The organism is Thermodesulfobacteriota bacterium, assembly GCA_035325995.1.
Taxonomy (GTDB): Bacteria; Desulfobacterota_D; UBA1144; order Nemesobacterales; family UBA2774; genus JADLGH01.
Window position 1 is genome coordinate 176329 of the sequence record DAOKYU010000002.1, and the last position, 17292, is coordinate 193620.

The 17292-nt window shown below is 57.1% G+C and carries 16 protein-coding genes; 15 read left to right on the plus strand and 1 reads right to left on the minus strand.

Annotated features, from left to right (window positions below; genetic code table 11):
* Positions 1-12: 12 nt before the first annotated feature.
* Positions 13-990 (minus strand): 30S ribosomal protein S2, encoded by a 978-nt coding sequence (rpsB, locus tag PKC29_03720; GenBank protein ID HML94521.1) that lies wholly within the window; start codon positions 988-990, stop codon positions 13-15.
* Positions 991-1115: 125 nt separating this feature from the next.
* Here rpsB and PKC29_03725 point away from each other — a divergent pair, with 125 nt between their 5' ends.
* From PKC29_03725 to PKC29_03795, 15 genes are all read left to right on the plus strand, one after another.
* Positions 1116-2045, plus strand: a complete 930-nt coding sequence (locus PKC29_03725) for a diacylglycerol kinase family lipid kinase (protein HML94522.1) — start codon at positions 1116-1118, stop codon at positions 2043-2045.
* A 69-nt stretch (positions 2046-2114) separates the two neighbouring features.
* Entirely contained in the window at positions 2115-2837 is a 723-nt protein-coding gene (locus PKC29_03730; GenBank protein ID HML94523.1) for a lysophospholipid acyltransferase family protein, read from the plus strand.
* A 241-nt stretch (positions 2838-3078) separates the two neighbouring features.
* Positions 3079-4767 carry a non-ribosomal peptide synthase gene (locus tag PKC29_03735; protein HML94524.1) on the plus strand — a complete coding sequence of 563 codons (1689 nt, stop codon included), beginning with the start codon at positions 3079-3081 and terminating at the stop codon, positions 4765-4767.
* Positions 4768-4878: 111 nt separating this feature from the next.
* A complete protein-coding gene (locus PKC29_03740) occupies positions 4879-5466 on the plus strand; it encodes a histidine phosphatase family protein (GenBank protein ID HML94525.1) in 588 nt (195 codons plus the stop codon).
* A gap of 180 nt (positions 5467-5646) precedes the next feature.
* Complete coding sequence (locus PKC29_03745; GenBank protein HML94526.1) at positions 5647-6843, plus strand: carboxylate--amine ligase; 1197 nt, start codon at positions 5647-5649, stop codon at positions 6841-6843.
* A 240-nt stretch (positions 6844-7083) separates the two neighbouring features.
* Positions 7084-7443: a hypothetical protein gene (locus PKC29_03750; protein ID HML94527.1), complete on the plus strand. Its 360-nt coding sequence runs from the start codon at positions 7084-7086 to the stop codon at positions 7441-7443.
* Positions 7444-7513: 70 nt separating this feature from the next.
* Complete coding sequence (locus PKC29_03755; protein ID HML94528.1) at positions 7514-7798, plus strand: hypothetical protein; 285 nt, start codon at positions 7514-7516, stop codon at positions 7796-7798.
* Between the two features lie 153 nt (positions 7799-7951).
* Positions 7952-8629, plus strand: coding sequence for an IPTL-CTERM sorting domain-containing protein (locus PKC29_03760; GenBank protein ID HML94529.1), 678 nt, complete (start codon positions 7952-7954; stop codon positions 8627-8629).
* Between the two features lie 243 nt (positions 8630-8872).
* Entirely contained in the window at positions 8873-9457 is a 585-nt protein-coding gene (locus PKC29_03765; protein ID HML94530.1) for a sigma-70 family RNA polymerase sigma factor, read from the plus strand.
* Positions 9454-10167, plus strand: a complete 714-nt coding sequence (locus tag PKC29_03770; GenBank protein HML94531.1) for a zf-HC2 domain-containing protein — start codon at positions 9454-9456, stop codon at positions 10165-10167. The genes PKC29_03765 and PKC29_03770 overlap by 4 nt, the downstream gene beginning before the upstream one ends.
* Positions 10168-10217: 50 nt before the next feature.
* A complete protein-coding gene (locus PKC29_03775; protein ID HML94532.1) occupies positions 10218-11828 on the plus strand; it encodes a S8 family serine peptidase in 1611 nt (536 codons plus the stop codon).
* A gap of 167 nt (positions 11829-11995) precedes the next feature.
* Positions 11996-15013, plus strand: coding sequence for a hypothetical protein (locus PKC29_03780; GenBank protein ID HML94533.1), 3018 nt, complete (start codon positions 11996-11998; stop codon positions 15011-15013).
* Positions 15014-15171: 158 nt separating this feature from the next.
* Positions 15172-15723 carry a hypothetical protein gene (locus tag PKC29_03785; protein ID HML94534.1) on the plus strand — a complete coding sequence of 184 codons (552 nt, stop codon included), beginning with the start codon at positions 15172-15174 and terminating at the stop codon, positions 15721-15723.
* A 169-nt stretch (positions 15724-15892) separates the two neighbouring features.
* Positions 15893-16168 (plus strand): hypothetical protein, encoded by a 276-nt coding sequence (locus PKC29_03790; protein HML94535.1) that lies wholly within the window; start codon positions 15893-15895, stop codon positions 16166-16168.
* Positions 16169-16372: 204 nt separating this feature from the next.
* Positions 16373-17185 (plus strand): hypothetical protein, encoded by an 813-nt coding sequence (locus PKC29_03795; protein ID HML94536.1) that lies wholly within the window; start codon positions 16373-16375, stop codon positions 17183-17185.
* Positions 17186-17292: the final 107 nt, after the last annotated feature.

The following is a 17292-nucleotide window of genomic DNA, read 5'->3' on the forward strand; positions in this document are numbered from 1 at the left end:
ACTGAAACGGGCTTAATTCTCCGTTTCCGGCGAATCCTTGGTGCTGTTTCCCGCTTCGGTCGAGGGGGCGGCGAACTGCGTTTGCTGCTTTTCTTTCGCTGCGCCTGCCTGGGAAGGCTCCTGCCCGGTGGGGCTCTCAGAAACGGCTACCGACGTCGAATCTTCCTGTGTGGATTCGCCTCCGAATTCCTTGAATACGAAGACCTTCCTTTCGACGACCACCTGCTGCTGATCGGGCTTCTTCTCGACCTCTCCGGCCTGGAGCTTCTGGTCGTATATGTGCTTTCCCTCGACGCAGGCGTCGGCGATCCTCGACGTGAAAAGCTTTATAGCTCTTATAGCGTCGTCGTTGCTCGGGATTATGTAATCCGCGTCGGCCGGGTCGGAATTGGTGTCTATAACGGCAACGATCGGAATGCCCAGCCTTCTCGCTTCGTGCACCGCTATGTGCTCCTTACGGGTGTCCACTATATAAAGGGCCTGCGGGATCCTCTTCATGCCGGTTATTCCGCCGAGAAGGTGCTCGAGCTTCTGTATCTCTCTCTTGAGCCCCTTTGCTTCCTTCTTCGGGAGCATCTCCATCTGGCCTTCCTCTTCGAGTTTCTTGAGCTCGAGGAGATAGTCCACACGGCCCCTTATGGTGTTGAAATTGGTCAGCGTTCCGCCGAGCCACCTGGTGTTGATGTACGGCATTCCCGCCCTCGTCGTTTCCTCGGCTATTATGCCCTGGGCCTGCTTTTTGGTGCCCACGAAGAGGATCTCTCCGCCGTCCGCAACGGTGTCTCTCACGAAATTGTAAGCCTTTTTGAACAGACCCACCGTCTGCTGCAGGTCAATTATGTGTATACCGTTCCTGCTGCCGAAGATGAACTCCTTCATCTTCGGATTCCAGTGGCTTATCTGGTGGCCGAAATGGACCCCGGCTTCGAGGAGCTGCTTCATGCTTATAACTTCATTGACGTTCTCTGTCGGTTGCGTTTCTTCAACCATTAAAATGCCTCCTAATTTGTACCGATTTTAGATTGGGTAAACAGAGTTTGTTAACATAAAATATAACCTTTTTCAAGTTCCGGCTCAAACGCCTTTGATATCCGTCTCGAAAAATGCTATGTTTTATGGAGCTTAGATTTTACTCCATGCACGGGAATTTAAAAGAGCCCAGATACCTGTTTATTATCAACCCGGCGGCGGGACAGGGGAGGACTGCAGGCCTGTTCACCTCGCTCAAGTCACGGCTGGAAAAACAGGGCGCCAGCTTCGATTTCAGAATAACACGCGTTCCGGGGGACGCGATAGGGTTCGCCCGCGAAGGGGCGGAGAGGGGATTTACACACATTATCTCCGTCGGCGGCGACGGGACGTCTCACGAGGTCGTAAGGGGCCTTATGGGTACGCCGGCCGTTTTCGGGACGATCCCCTCGGGGAGCGGCAACGACTTCCCCAAGGCGGCGGGCGTGCCGCTCGACCCCATGCGAGCCCTCGATACTCTCTTTTCGGGCGGCGTAAAGTCCGTGGACGTAGGGAAGCTCGGTGACAGGTTCTTTATAAACGGGCTCGGCATAGGGCTCGACGGGGCGGTGTCTCACCGCTTCAAGAAGCTCAGGCTCCTCCGGGGCCAGCTCGGGTACATATTCGGGGCGGTGCAGGAGGCTATGACCTTCGAGGGATTCGTGACGGGCGTAAAGATAGGCGACTGGGAATACAGCGGCCGGCTCCTTCTCGCCGGGGCGTCGAACGGCATGTACCAGGGCGGGAAGTTCAAGCTCGCGCCCGAGGCCGACGTCGGCGACGGGCTCCTCGATTTTCACATCATAAAGGACATGAAGTCCCTTCAAAGGCTCGTCAAGATACCGAAGGTGCTTTCAGGCACCCACGCCGGCCTCGAGGAGGTCGAGCTCAGGCGCGGCCCCGAGATGGAGATCACCGTCGAGCGCGCCCTCCCGGCGCACATGGACGGCGAGCCGTTTTACCTCCGGCCGGGGACGCATAAAATCAGCATCCTCCCGGCGGCGCTCAAGGTAATGACAACGCCGGATTCGGACTAGCGGCCCGGCGCGCGCGTCCCGTGAACCGAACGGAATTCACACATAGCACTGAAAAGAATACGGACCGAAATGATTAAAATATTAAAAACTGTTTTCTACTGGCTGGCTTTTCTGACTTATACGCTGGTTTTCGGAATAATCGGCATCACCCTTGCCCTCATATCGCCGTCGTCCGCTATTAAATACGCCGTAAGGCCATGGGGGAAGATGATAATACTGACGACCGGCGTCACGCTCGACGTCAAGGGGCTCGAGAACATCCCCGGGGAGCCCTCAATAATAATGTATAACCACCAGAGCGTTTACGATATCTTCACATTCATGGCCATCCTTCCTATAGACTGGAAGGCAGTCATGAAGAAAGAGGTCCTCGACATGCCGTTCATCGGTTGGGTGTCGAAAGTGGCGGGGCATTATTTCGTCGCCAGGGACGGCTCGGAAAGGGACACGAAAGAGGTGAAGAAGATTGCGGAGCGCATACGCTCGGGCCCGTCCGTGCTCATAGCCCCCGAGGGTACGCGAAGCAAGGACGGCAAGCTGCTCCCGTTCCAGAAGGGCGGGTTCTTCATAGCGATGCTGGCCGGCGTGCCCATAGTGCCGATGGTCATGATGGGCGGGGCCAAGATATACGCCAAGACCTCCTGGGTGGTCAACCCCGGGACGATGAAGGTCAGGATTCTCCCGCCCGTATACCCGGGCGACCTCCCGCGCGGCAAGGCGGGGCGCGAGGAGCTTATGAGAATCGTCAGGCAAAGCATGGAGGAAGTCATCGAAAAAGAGGGCGATTTCTGACACGCCCCGGCGAATTGAGCCTGTACGTTGTTTTATTCGAAGTCTTGACTATAATATTCCATCATAAAAACGACATCCGCGTTTATTGAGTAACTCTTCCCGATAGTCTATAATGATGATAATCATCATCGGAAAACTAAATAAGAATTCTAATTAATTAATCTGCCGCCCTGCGGGCGTAAACAAAACACCATTCGGAGCATGACCTATCGGGGGCGGATGCAGAATATTCGGAGATAAAATGGATAATCAAACGTTTGCCGATCTCGAGCTTAAAACCATAATCGGCCTTGCCGGGATGCCGGTGCACAAAGACCTCGTAAATCCAAGGATGCCGCTCGAAATGGCCAAGAAGGTCAGGGTTACGTTCAGGCCTCTTCCGAGGGATTACGGGAATCAGATAGTAATAAGGTTCAGGGACAAGCTCGAGCAGAAGCTCCGCGAAAACGGCGTCCAGGTCATCCCGTGGGACGAGGCCGCCGAGGTCCCGTCCGGGCTCGCCTCGAAGCTCCTCCGCACGAGGAAGGTAAAGAGCAACATCCACGCGGTCGTGGACGTAAAGAGGGAATATTCCCTCACGCGGACACTCTTCAGCAGGCTCGCCGAGAGCATTTACGTACATACGAGAAAGCCCAACCGCTCCGTCATGGAGATACTCAAAATAAGCGGCTGGGCGGACGATTTCACGGCGAGATACGTCCAGGACCCGTTCAACACCCAGATTATCACGCTCATGCCGCTCGAGCCCGAGTTTGCCGACAGCGGCACGACATATGACCGCAAGATAGCGATAGGCCTCAAGAACCTCATAAGCACGATGTCCGAGATCGTCATGGGCATAGCGCCGGACAAGTTCTCGCTCGTCAACATGAACCTTTCGGATTCCATATACATGAACGATGAGCTCGACGGGTTCGTGGTGACGTCGCTCATACCAAAAATCTACGCGCCCATAAAGCCCCCCGTCCTCATGAGGTTCAAAAAGGGCGAATACGTGCCGTCGTCTTCCGTCTTCGCACAGCAGCTCGCCGAGCTCGGAAAGCGCGTCGAGCCGACCGCCCTTTTCCCCCAGGGCTCGAAGTTCAGCGAGAAGATATCCAGGCTCTCCCACAGGGACGTCGTCGAAACGATCCTCGAAGGCAGGACGGGCGTGTCTTACGGCTTCATAGCGATAGCCGAGTCGCCCGGGTACGAGGGGCCGGTCACGGTCACGAAGGAAGAGTGGGAAGCGTTCGGCGTGGTCGAGAGCCTTAACGACCCCAACGTCAGGGAAAACGGCTCGGGAAGGTGGTATGTCAAGACGACCATAAGGGGCGGGGAGATATATCAGCAGGTGCCCGACATCTGGATCGTAACCTCGCGCTCCGGGAGCGACAAGACCAACCTCGACTACAATACCGACATAGTAAGGATAGGCGTCATAAAAGGGAAGCTCTACCTCGAAACCCCGAAGGGCGTCGACCTCCACAGGAAGGACATACGCCCTTCGTTCGATACGTACGTCATTCTGGCGCAGGCTCTGGCGACGGCGCTCTACATGCCGGATCTTATAAAAGACGGCCTCCCGATACTCCATTTCCACGGCTATCCCGACCCGACGTGGTTCACCGAAAGCGAGTACTTCGCCGGGGCGCGCAATCCGTCTCTCCCGTGCGGTACGATAGAGGCGGCCCTTCTCAATTACTCAGCCATATACGAGGTCGCCAACAAGAACGGGAAAGACATCCGCATGCTCTGCCTCGTCGAATCCGACCACGGCGTCAACGTGCTCGGGCTCGACAAGGACTACCTCGTAAAGAGGCTGAGCGAGGGCGTTCTCAGCGGCCGCGTGATGCTGGGCGGAAGATACCTGCCCGATCTCAGGCGGCACGGGCTCGTGCCCGAGCCGGGCGACGGCGAGACCCAAAAGGTCGCGGGCTCGGCGAACTGAGCGGATGTTGCCAATCGCCCTGCCTTTGGTATATTGTAGCCTTGATCGAACGCCCGGTTTTTTTAGTGTCCGGGAATCGTAATACCCCTCGTAAAAAGGAAGAATGAGCCGGTGAACACAGCGAAACTATATCTTGGCCGTCACTGCAAGACGGAATGGAATCTCGAAAGGAAGCTTATCGGCTCGACCGACCTTCCGCTTTGCGAATTCGGGTGGAACGAGGCTAAGGAAACGCTGCCGCTGGTTAAGACATACGGCTTCGACAGGATAGTGACGAGCCCGCTCCAGCGCGCGCACCAGACCTCCAGGTACTACGCCGACAGCCTCGGCATCCCGCTCGACGTGCACGAAGGCCTCCGCGAGCTTGACCACGGCGACTGGAACGGGCAGAAGTACGACGACCTCCTCGCCGATCCGTCGTCGAGGTTCAAGGAATGGTTCATCGACGGCGACGTCAGCATACCCATACCGAACGCCCCCGAGACGCTCGAAGAGGTCCAGGAGCGCATCAAGAAGACCATAAAGGAAATCGCGCTCGCGTATCCAGGCGAGAAGGTCCTCGTCGTTACGCACAAGCATATAAGGTCGCTCCTCACGTGCTACCTCAAAGGCGAGAGCCTGTCCAACTTCAGGAAGAATATCGACGAAGCCGTCGAGCCGATAGAGTTCCCCGAAGAAGACCTGGTGAAGCTTCTTTAAGCAGCGCCTCGCGGCCTTCTATCATAGGGCGAAACGTAACGCCCCGGGTGGAAGCATCCCTGAAATAGCGCGTTCGTTCTTTCTTCAAATCAGGTTCCTCAAAGCTCCGCGTATCGGCCCGGACGAGACGCCTCCGATTCGCCAATCCTTCCGAACCGTATATAATGCTGCAAAATCCGCATGGCTAAAAACACCGGCATCGACAACACCCCCGCCATCGTCATCAAGCTCGATTCCATAACCGGGCTCGATACGGCGAGGATACTTTCGGGCTACGGCATACCCGTCTACGGCATAGCAGACGACCGGCGGCATTACTGCACGAAGACCGGCGCCTGCCGCGGGGTGTTTTTTACGGACACCTCCGGAGACGGGCTTGTCGGCATGCTTCTCGACCTCGCCGCGAAATTTAAATCGAAGCCTGTCCTCTTCCCGTGCAGCGACGAAAGCGTCCGCTTGATCTCCGCCCGTAGAGAAACTCTTCGCGAATTCTATAATTTCGTGATACCGGACGACGACGTTCTCCTTATGTACATGAATAAGGAGAGTTTTTACAGGCGCGCCTGTCAGAAGGGTTTCCCCGTACCCGATACTTTTTTACTCGAAACGGGTTCGGGGCTCGAAAGCCTTTCGGACGAAGCGGAATTCCCACTCATCGTAAAACCCGCGCTCAAATCCCCGGAGTGGATCGAATGCTTCAAGGATAAGGTGATAAAGGTAAATACACGCGCCGAGCTCGGGGGCGTTATAGAAAGGGCCTCGAAAATTACGAAAGGAATAATAGTCCAGAAGTGGATAAAGGGCGGTGACTCGAATCTCGTATCTTCCATTTTTTACTACGGCAGGAACGGGGCGCTACAGGCGTCGTTCGTCTCGCGTAAGCTCCGGCAATGGTACACGGAAAACGGCGACGCCTGCCTCGCGGAAGAATGCAGGAACGACGAAGTCGCCCGCATCGCGCGCGAGCTCCTCTCCGGCACCGGGTTCAGCGGTATAGGCTCGATCGAATTCAAGCTCGACGACGAGAGCGGCGAGTATTATATACTCGAGGCCAACGTCGGGCGTCCCGTTACGAGGATCGGGATGACCGAAGCCGCGGGCGTCCCGGTTCTCTATACGATGTACTGCGACGCCTCGGGGCTGCCGCTCCCCCGGGACAGGGAGCAGAAGTATAGAGGTACGAAGTGGATTTCGTTTCACCGCGACCTCCAGGCGTCGTGGAAATATTACAGGGACGGAAAGCTCACGATATGGGGCTGGCTGAAATCGCTTTACGGCGTGAGGTCATTCGCGGTTCTGTCCCTTAGGGACCCTATGCCTTTCATCTCGCTCGTCGGGGACGGGCTTTCGGGATTATTCAAAAATCCGGCGAAATGACGTCCGGCTTTCCCTCGTTCCGAATACCCGGGCGGTCGATTTGTTTCCATGTTTACAGTCGGGAATGTACGGGATTGTACGGAAGGCCGAGTGCCTGCACTGTAGAATAGTGGACAATATAGACGTAACGATCCTTCGGCATTCGCATATTTCCTCCAGCCCATCCCCGCTGGCACGCCCTTTGCACTAAATACGACCGTAACCAATAAAACTGGGATTCATCCCGGGAGGTGAATGAAAATGAAAAAATTCTTGATTACGGCCGCACTGGCCCTTGGAGTTTTCGCCTTCAGCCCGGCGCTTACAAGCTCGGCAGACGAATATTATTACGGCACGTCGCCCGACTACATAAGGCGTCCGTGGCAGGGGCAGTACGACGCACCTGGCACGACGATTATAAAGAGGCGCGAGACACGGCAGCACAGGGTTTATTATGTAGACCCCTATAACAACGTCGAGTACCGTGAGTATCGCTATGTAGAACCCGACAACGAGGTCGAGTATCGCGAGTACCACTATGTAGAGCCTGACAATGATGTGGAGTACCGTTATTACGTCGATCCTGACGGCGACGTCCAATACTACTATTACAGCGACTGACGCATAGCGAAGACACAGGTCTATGCGTAACGGCGCGGGTTAGAGAAGAATTTAACGGGAGGTGAACACAATGAAGAAGCTCATAATAGCAGGATTCATCGTCCTGACCGTGCTTATATTCGGTTCCGCGCTTTCGAGCTCTGCGGACGAATATTATTACTACGATTACCATGGTCATCCGGTAGAGCGCCATCAATACCGGGACAACGGATTCGATGTGAATTTCATAAGGCCTTCGGACCCGTTCAATGATGACGACGTCTATTACTATGACGACGGTCACGGCCATTACTATTATCACGAACGCGATTTCGACGATGACGATGCAGTGGAATTCAAGCTGGACATTTTGTGAATAATCATGGCGGTAGAATGCCCTATAAGCCCTGCCGGATTTCTGATTCGGCGGGGCTTTTTTGTGTCCCCGGATCGAAACGGCCTATGATTTGACAGATATGCTCCCGCTGTTTTATAATCTCGTTATCATTGTAATAATTAAGGAGGATAGATGAAACTCAAAATAACATTATCGGCTTTGATTTTCCTGTCACTGCTTGTGATACCGGGCTTAGAGGCGAATGCACAGACCTACCTTCCCGTAGGTCCCCAAACGAATGTGCCCGAAGACACGGTAACGGACGGCGGATGGGTGGAATGCTACAGGGATACGTACGAAGTCCATATGAATGCCGACACAGTTCTCGATGCATGTGAGGGCAATCTCCTTATGCTGACCTGCCGCGAGACCGGGAGCTCCACCATAGCGCTTCTGGCCCAGGGCGAGCGGGGCGACGTCACTTTCGACACCGGTGATAATGAAGATATCCTTCACGTGGCCAACGGAGTGGGCTGGTATTTTAATAACACCGACACAGACTCCTGGGGGTTTGTCAGGGCCGGGGATACCGTGAGTAAGAACAACTGCGATGTCGAGGACAGCGGAGCAAACGACCAGAGGCTTTGCTGGCACCTGAATGACGCTGGAGGATACCGCTGCGGATCTGAGGATGATCTGAACGAATCGAATTCCTATGAGCGCGTGGTATATGTGGCTTCGGATTTGCCGCCGCCTCCGCCGAGCGTTACGACCGTCCCCACCCTTTCCGAGTGGGGCCTGATAGCGATGGCGGGACTTATTGGAATCACCGGGCTTCTGGTTATGCGCAGAAGGAAATTAACGGCCTGATATGAGCTGAATACGATAGATACGAAAAGGGCGGCTTCGGCCGCCCTTTTTTGTTTGTGAACCTGATTGTATGTTTCAGCCGACTTGCTCCGCCTTTCTCCATTCGGAAGATTTCTTATAAAAACCCGCCTCAATATCGTATAATAGTTCGAAATACATATATTACGGACACTTAACGAATTTATACGTCTATCGAACCTTATTCGTGTTCCGGGTTACTAAATATACGAATTCGGCGGAGGCATGGACAAAACGGTAAACGCGGCGGATTTGCCGGATTCAAAGCTGCTCGAAAGAATAACGGGCGGCGACAGGGAAGCTTTCAAAACTCTCTACGGGAGATATGTGAGACAGGTGTTTTCGTTCACATTCAAGCTGACCGGGGATTCGAAAATGGCTGAAGAGATTACGAACGACGTTTTCTTCGACGTGTGGAAAGGCGCGGGCGGCTTTCAGGGGAGGTCCGCGGTTTCGACGTGGGTCTTCGGCATCGCGCACAATAAATCCATGAACGCGCTCAGGAAGAAAACGCCCGATCCGGTAGACCCCGAGGAATTCGTAAGGGTCGCGAACCCCGGCGCCGGGGCTGAAGAAATAGTCGAGAAAAAAGACAGGTCCGAGAGAATGAAGAAGGCGCTCGGCGAGCTCTCGCCGGACCACAGGACGGTTCTGGAGCTCACCTTTTTCGAGGGCATGTCGTATCAGGAGATAGCCGAGGTCATGGACTGTCCCGTGAACACCGTGAAAACGCGTATGTTCTACGCCAGGGAAAAGCTCAAGGAGACGCTGGCGAAGTACGGCATATCGCAGGAGGATTCCGTACAATGACGGCAGAAAAAAATTCGCACGAAGAGATAAAACTCCTCCTGCCCTGGTATCTCAGCGGTAAGCTCGGGGCAGACGAGCTAGAGACCGTTAAGCGTCACCTCGCTGAATGCGACGACTGCGCCGGCGAGATCGAGGAGCTCGGCTTTATGGGGGCGGCGATAACGGAGCCCGACGAGGCGCTCGACGCCGCAATCGAAATGCGGCTCCCCGACATGGAAGCGGATATCATGGACAGGATAAATACCTACGAAGACGCGCGCGCGCCGGGGAAGCGCCCGGCGGCCGCTCCGGTTCGAACGTCGGCGTGGGAAAAGGTTCTCGGGTTCTTCGAGGGGTTCGAATTCCCGCTCCGGATGCCGGCGGGCGTGGCGGCGCTGGTCCTGCTCCAGCTCGCTTTGATAATCGGCCTCGTCTACAAGGTCTACCTCGGGGAGCCCGGAAGCTACGTCGTCCTGAGCGGCCCCGAGGAAACGGCTGCATCGGGCCCCGTGATAATAGTGTCCTTCGTCGATACCGCCACCGAGGCGGAGATAAGGCAAACCCTTTCCGGGATAGGCGGGCGCATAATCGACGGCCCGAAAGCGGGCGGTCTTTACGTCGTCGAGCTTCCGGCGGAGAGCGGCTCCGGAAAATCCGTCGAGAAGGTGATCGAAGATTTAAGAGCCGACAAGGAAGTTATAAAAAGCGTGTTCATGGGGGAGGGGAAATGAGAGGGTGTAAACGGGAATTTATAGTTGTAAATTCAGCACCGATAATATTATTGATAGCTCTGTTCTGTATATTCTCGTTCGCTCCGGCGTCGAACGCGCAGACAAAGCCCGAAAGGGACCCGATCCCCGGCACGGTGCCGGGCGGCCCGGCAAACGTCCCGGGCCCGAACGACATTCCCGATACGGGCCCCGATAACGTTCCCGGAACGAATCCGAACGACCATGTCCCGGGGAGAGTCCCCGAGCCCGAAAGAAGGCCGTTCAGCGGCTTCGACAAACCCCGGATGCCTGGGCCGGAGCGCGGTTCCGCGCCCGCCGCGCCGCCCGATGACATAATATCCGAGCCGTCTCTTCCGGACGCGCCAAAGCCTGTGCCCGACGCGCCTTCCTCGGGGGGCGGCAGAGTTCCGGAGCCGGATATACCCGACTTGCCTCCACTTCCGGACGACCCGTCCGTCATACAGCCCGAGCTCGATACGGACTACCTTACGGCGCCAGTCTTTAAAGACGCCGTCCCCGAAGCAGCTGCAGATACGCAGTACGTTCCCGACGAGATGATAGTCCTCCTTCGCGGCGCTTCCGGGAAGGACGCCGAGATAGGCGGGCTCGGAAACAGGCACAATCTCGACAGGCTGGACACCGCGCCGCTCTCCTCGCTCGGCGTCACGATGGTCCTCTTCCACATACCCGACGGGAGGTCCGTCCCTGCCGTCGTCAACATACTCGCGGGCGAGTCGGGCGTGATCATGTCGCAGCCGAATTTCTATTACAATTCCCTCGCCGGTGAGAATCCCCAGTACGGGGCCGTCAAGATCGGGGCGGACGCCGTCAGCGGGACGACCACGGGCCGAGGCATTACAGTCGCGGTCGTTGACACCGGAATCGATTACAATCACCCGGCGCTTAAGGACAGGATAACGCAGAAGGCCGATTTCGTGAGCCCCGACATGAGCGGGTTTACAGGCGAAAGCCACGGCACTTCCGTCGCGGGGATCATCGCCGCCTCCCCAATCGAAGAGGGCGGCATGTCCGGCGTCGCGCCGGGCGTGCGTCTGATCGCGGCCCGGGCCTGCTGGTCCGATTCCGCGGACGGCGGCAAGGCCGTCTGCTCGTCCGAAAAGCTCGCGAAGGGTATAGACTTCGCCCTCTCGAACAACGCCCGGGTTATAAACCTCAGCGTCGGCGGCCCCAGGGACGCCCTCATAGCGGCGCTGATACAGCAGGCGTACGGCTCGGGCGTCACAGTCGTCGCGGCGGCCGGTAACGGCGGGGCGAAGGGAAAGCCCGTCTACCCCGCGGCCTTGCGGGAAGTCATAGCGGTTTCCGCGACCGGCCCCGACGACAGGCTCTACACCCTTTCGACGCGTGGGGATTATATAGACGTCGCCGCGCCGGGCGTGGACATCCTGAGCCCCGCGCCGGGCGGAGCCTGGCAGATGGAGTCCGGCACTTCGCAGGCCGCGGCCCACGTGTCCGGGGCGGTGGCGCTCATTCTGCAGGATTATCCCGAGCTCTCGCCGTTTCAGGTAAAGCACCTACTCGGGTCGAGCGCCGTCGATCTCGGAAAGCCGGGAAAGGACCCGGAATACGGCGAGGGCAGGATAGACGTCGGGAAGGCGCTTGGCAAGCTCGACTTCGCCGGCGAGGCCAGCACGAAATAACCCGGGGCACAAGCCGGGTTCACGATTCCAGCCTTGCTTCAACTCTCCTGATACGGGAATAGGCCTTGTCCCGCCCCCGGGCTTTTCTTCCGCTGATTCTTCCGATATTGAACCTTTTCTCCTCCGGCCGCGACTAACCGTTCAAACCGCATTAAGGGGGAGAAGAAATGTTAAGTAACGGACTCGTAAAAAGGCTTGGAATCAACGCGGCGTCGATTCTATTCGCGGCGATGCTCGCGTGTTTTGCAGTCATAAGCGCTGCGGAAACCTTGCATGCGCAAAAGCACGGACGGACGCCGGCGGCTCCCGGCCTCGGGCTCACTTCAAACAAGGCAGAGCGCGTCGGCCGGGCGGCGGACAATATGTACATAAGGTCCGAAACCTACATCGGCTGCAGGGTCGAGCGCCATTCCTACGAGTCGGGTAAAACCTACGAATGCATCGACGACGGTCCCGAGCCCGGATTCGACATCATGATTCCGCAGTTCGTCGAGCTGCCCGGGGAGAGCAAGGGATTCGTCGATGTGCCGCGCGCCGCGTCGAAATTCGTCGCCGACGAAGACGATACCGTTGTCGCGATAACCTTCTCGGCCATGGCGTTCGTTTCCTCCACGGAAGACGACAGGCTCCTGATAAGGGTTCTGGTGGACGGTCAGGAGGCCGCCCCCGGCCCGGTCACACTGACGGGCGGGCGGGACGTCGTCATAGTTTCGAGCAGTAACTCCTTCACTTTCCTCGCGGAGGTCGATGCCGGAATTCATACCGTGCAGGTTCAGTACTCGACGGAGCTCATTTCCGGGCACAGCTCCTACATACGCAATGCATCTCTCAGGATAAATACCGGGCTCCCGAGCAGGGAAGGCGAGGGACTCACCGGAAAATGGGGCGAGGGCGCCAAGAAGGGCGACGGGAAATGGTCGGCGATACCCGGAGCGAAGCATACGTTCTATTTACCGGCCGGCGGCGAGGCCGCGATCACCTTCTCGAACGTTCTGAAAATGACGGACGGCGACTTCATCCTCGTACGCGCGGTGGTAGACGGCGGCATCTACGAGCTCTACCCTGTCGAGGCCCTGATGGCCGGCAGGATGTATCACACCGAGGCCAGGAGCATCACTTTCAACGCCGAGGGACTCCCGTCCGGCGCGCACGTGGTCGAGTTCGAATGGCGGAGCAGCATAACGGACGTCGTCACCGTGGCAGAGATGTTCGAGTGGACGATCGTAGTAAGGACCGAAGTGAACGATTCCGGCGACAAATTTTTCGACGTCGTATCGCAGAATAACTTCGAAACCTCGGGCGAAGACTGGTACAAGCCGCTCGCCAACCTTTCGACGAAAGTCAGCGTGGACGAGGTCTCCGACATTGCCGTCACGTTCAGCGGCGAGCTCGCGGGCTACGGCCTTATATTCGTGGCCCCTACAATAAACGGCAATCCCGTGACGGACCAGGAAGTGATCCTCTACTATCCGACGCTCTCGTGCCCTGACCCCGCCTGCGGAAACCCGCAGGCGTCCGATTCGGGAGCGGCGAGCTACACGTTCGGGCTCAAGAACGTGCTGCCCGGAAAAGAGCCGTACGAAATCGGCGTCGCATACCGCGTTCTCCAGGCGGGCGTCAGCACCCCGGGCAGCGGCCTCATATCGGGCTCGAATCTGGTCGTGGAGCAAAAGCGGAGGGTCGGCCCCGACCTGGCGGTCGGTCCCAACATGGGGCGCGGCTCGAAGAAATCCGAGTGGATACTCGAGCCGGTCTACGGCGAAAGGGATCTCCTGACCGTGATAATCGACCCCGAAGGCGGAGTCAACTCCAAGTTCCGGGAGGAGGTGGACGACAGTATCAATGCCGACGCCGCCAGCGTGAAGGATTACTACCTAGTGGTGTCGGGAGGAAGGCTCGAAATACAGAAAGCCGCCACGCTCGGCACGTACGAGGCTGAGCACGCGGGCGAGGTCACGGACGATGAGAGCTATTACAAGAACAGCGATAATTTCAACTGCGACGCCGGCGCCGAGTTCAAGGGAGGCGCCGACGCGCTCCATGCCGAGGCCCTTTTAAACGCCGAAGCCGAGTTCGACTTCAAACAGTACGACAGAAACAACGACGGCAGGATAGAGCCGTCGGAGCTGGCGATTATCGTCGGGATAGCATGGGATTCCAGCGCGGGCTCGTCGGTGGATACTTCGTTCAAACCATACTGCGACGGCGCACCGCTCGTCGTTGACGGCGTCGAGATCACGGAGCTGGTCCACCTGAACCTCATCTATCAGGACGGCGGCCTTACTGACGAGCAGAAGACCGAGAACATGATGGTCGCCGCACACGAGCTCGGGCACCATTTCCTTGGACTCGACGACCTCTACGGCAGATACAAGGGGGTTTACGACGGCACGAGCTTTACGCAGCTTCTCGAATTCCAGAGCGACTGCCCCGACGACCTCGGGCCGGGCGAAGAGTGTCAGAACCGCTACATGAACACCGCCCCGCAGATGATCACTCTCATGACCTACAAAACCGGATACTATACGACGACCACTCACATCGACGGGTTCCACAAGCTCCACCTCGGTTGGGTTACTCCCTACATATTGGAGAAAAAGGACGAGTACGAGCTTGCGGACGTGAAGAAGAGCGAGGACGTTTACATCCTCCCGAGAAGGAACGACGACGGGCGCGAATATGTCCTTCTGGAGTCGAGGTTCGAAGAGTCGCAGATCGACGATCCTCTCTACGACTACAACATCAACGACGACGGCCTTGCAGTGTATCACGTGATCGAGCCGGGCCCGACTTGCCAGTCCGGCATCGGGGCGGGCGCACCGGACTGTAAGCCGTTGATACCGCCCGCGTGCGTTGCCGAGGGGATATGGTATCACAAGCACGGGAGCAACTTCGCCCGCCTCGGGCTCAGGCTCGTGCAGCCCGACGTGTCCCACGTCTACGACAAGGATGCCAACGATTCCGGCAACGACTATGCCGAATTCCAGGAGCTCCTCTTCGGGAAATGGGCCGGCGAGGATCTCCTCGACGAGGGCACGCTCGAATGCACGGACAATATCGGGGACCCTCTCCCTGCCGGGAGCCGGCCGCTCCTCAAATGGGTTGACGGCTCGAAGAGCGGATACAGCCTCCTCGGCATAACGACGAGCGGCGACGGCGCTAAATTCAATCTCGTGCTGGATTGATACAGAAGGCCGCTCAAGAAAAAGCCATTCTATTACCACCTCTCATTCTCTCCCTAACCCGGCGTCCCTCGACAGGGGCGCCGGGTTTCTTTCTCTGTCGGTTGAACCTTTTCCTGCCGGTGCGTGACTAACCTTGCAAATCGACGGGAGGCATAACGATGAAAAATTCGAATACGGTGAAACTCGGCATACTCACGGTTCTGCTTCTGGCCGGCTTTATGGTTGCCCGGGCGAGGCCGCTCCACGCAGCGGACGAAATACTATATGCAGGAGGCGTGCTGCCCGACATAACGAGCCCCCTCGGGATCGAGATAGCGGGTGAGAGGGGATACTGGGGAGGCGCTCTCAGTCTTAACGCCGCCGACGCGTCGTATACGGAGAACGGCAAGTGCGTTTTCAGATACGGCATCGAGCTCGTCAATTCGGGCCCCGCGCCGGCCGGTGAATTCTCCTACAGGCTCAACGCCGGCGGATGGTCGGCCATAGTGGAGGAGGACGGAATAGGGGAGGGCGGGAGCGTCACCTCCGTCGGAGAAATAACCCTCTCTCCGGGCAGACAGAAGATAGCCATAAAGCTCGACAATCGCGAAAGCGTCGCCGAGCTCGACGAGCTCAACAACGTCCCCTTCGCCTTAAGGATCGAGGTCAACGGCGACTGTAATAAGGCCCGCGAAAATCCCCGGTTTGTCGCGGATAGCGGGAATGAATAATCAGCCGGCATAAACCGGGCAGCTCTATTCAATCGAAGACCCCTTTGCGCAGCCGGCCCCCGCTCTTTCCTGCTTTTCCGGGACGAGCGGGGGCTTTTAATTTTCTTTGAACCTTTTCCGGCGACGCCGTTACTAACCTTTCAAACGCGGTTAAAGGGAGGGTTAGAAAATGAAGGATCTGGCGATAATGGCGATAGCGATTCTGGCGATTGTAGCGGTAGCGAACACGAAGCAGATGGACGTGCAGTCGGGGTTCGGAGGGGTTCAGGTCGTAAATCTCGCCGAAGCCGATTCCCTTCGCGAAGGCCTCCCGGCATATGCCGACGCCGAGTCCGGCGACGAGCCCGAAATCTCGCAGTACGACGATACGACTGCCTATACGGACGACGGGGATGCATACGAAGCGATAGACGAGGGCTCATTGAGAACGGCGGTGCTCAAATAGGCGATTAAAGATGGAGGAGGATGGCCGGCCTTAACCCGGGCTGGCTCGTTAACGGTCCCCGGCTCTCTTCGGGTAAAGAGGGCCGGGGATTTTTTATCGAGGAATATACATCCCTTTATTTTCTTACTCCCCGGGAAATCCCTCGAACCTTTTCTCCTCCCCCGGTTACCCACTTATCAACATCACGTAAGGAGGTAAGCAAAAATGCTTACACATCTTAATCTTAAAAAAGTTTTATCGGTTTTCGCATTAACTGTTTTTATCTTTTTCGGTTCTGGCGCGGCGAAGAGCTTCGCCGGATGTCCCTACGACATCCTCGCGCTCTGCCAGGTCGACGGCAAGTGGGTCAACTGCTGCGACCATTACGGCTACACAGTAAACGGCGTCGAGAAGCCCTCGTCGCCGAAGAGGAAACTGAACCTCAAATCGGTGAAGCCTGCCGCGAATAATGCCGCGGTCGCCAAGTCTCAGGCCGGGCAGAAGAGCTTCGGCTCCAAGGCCTCCGCGCCTAACGGCAGCGCGTCCATATACCAGATGAACGGTATGAGCGGCACAGTGCCGATGAAGATCACGACCAAGCTCGTTAACGGCAACGAAGTGCACGTGCTCAAGCTCGCGTCAAAGAACCTGAACCAGGAAATGACCTGGAACGCGAAGCTGAGCTGCGGCAGCGGCACCGTGATCAATCACTTCGAGATACAGACGGCGAACGGGCCGAAGGCAGTATTCCCCGCCGGCAACCATACGACTACGAGCGTCAACCGCAACGTCGAGATAAAGCCGTGGAGTCTAGGTACGGTCGAGTCTCAGTGCGCCGAAGCGCTCTCGAAGGGAAACGGTAAGTACAACAATCAGGCCGTCATATGGCTCGAGCCCTCGGTGGTCGACGTCGTAAGGTTCGGCGCGAGCTGCAGGTACTCGGGCACGAGCAACATCGTCCAGTACAGCGGCCAGGTAAAGCCCAAGACGAAGGTTACGTGCACGCTGACTAACCCGCCCTACGTCCCCGAAACATAAAAGGTCTATTCTCCATACCTTCCGGAAGCCTCCGAAGGCCGCACGCTCGAGGGGGCTTTTATGTATCTCACAAAAAGTTTGAACCTGACGCCGCGGCAAGGCCACTC

Excerpts from the sequence above, each read along its gene's own strand:
- PKC29_03790 (HML94535.1), top strand. The coding sequence starts at position 15,893 with ATGAAGGATCTGGCGATAATGGCGATAGCGATTCTGGCGATTGTAGCG.
- PKC29_03785 (HML94534.1), top strand. The coding sequence starts at position 15,172 with ATGAAAAATTCGAATACGGTGAAACTCGGCATACTCACGGTTCTGCTT.
- PKC29_03780 (HML94533.1), top strand. The coding sequence starts at position 11,996 with ATGTTAAGTAACGGACTCGTAAAAAGGCTTGGAATCAACGCGGCGTCG.
- PKC29_03735 (HML94524.1), top strand. The coding sequence starts at position 3,079 with ATGGATAATCAAACGTTTGCCGATCTCGAGCTTAAAACCATAATCGGC.
- PKC29_03795 (HML94536.1), top strand. The coding sequence starts at position 16,373 with ATGCTTACACATCTTAATCTTAAAAAAGTTTTATCGGTTTTCGCATTA.
- PKC29_03770 (HML94531.1), top strand. The coding sequence starts at position 9,454 with ATGACGGCAGAAAAAAATTCGCACGAAGAGATAAAACTCCTCCTGCCC.
- PKC29_03745 (HML94526.1), top strand. The coding sequence starts at position 5,647 with ATGGCTAAAAACACCGGCATCGACAACACCCCCGCCATCGTCATCAAG.
- PKC29_03755 (HML94528.1), top strand. The coding sequence starts at position 7,514 with ATGAAGAAGCTCATAATAGCAGGATTCATCGTCCTGACCGTGCTTATA.
- PKC29_03730 (HML94523.1), top strand. The coding sequence starts at position 2,115 with ATGATTAAAATATTAAAAACTGTTTTCTACTGGCTGGCTTTTCTGACT.
- PKC29_03760 (HML94529.1), top strand. The coding sequence starts at position 7,952 with ATGAAACTCAAAATAACATTATCGGCTTTGATTTTCCTGTCACTGCTT.
- PKC29_03725 (HML94522.1), top strand. The coding sequence starts at position 1,116 with ATGGAGCTTAGATTTTACTCCATGCACGGGAATTTAAAAGAGCCCAGA.
- PKC29_03750 (HML94527.1), top strand. The coding sequence starts at position 7,084 with ATGAAAAAATTCTTGATTACGGCCGCACTGGCCCTTGGAGTTTTCGCC.
- rpsB (HML94521.1), bottom strand. The coding sequence starts at position 990 with ATGGTTGAAGAAACGCAACCGACAGAGAACGTCAATGAAGTTATAAGC.
- PKC29_03765 (HML94530.1), top strand. The coding sequence starts at position 8,873 with ATGGACAAAACGGTAAACGCGGCGGATTTGCCGGATTCAAAGCTGCTC.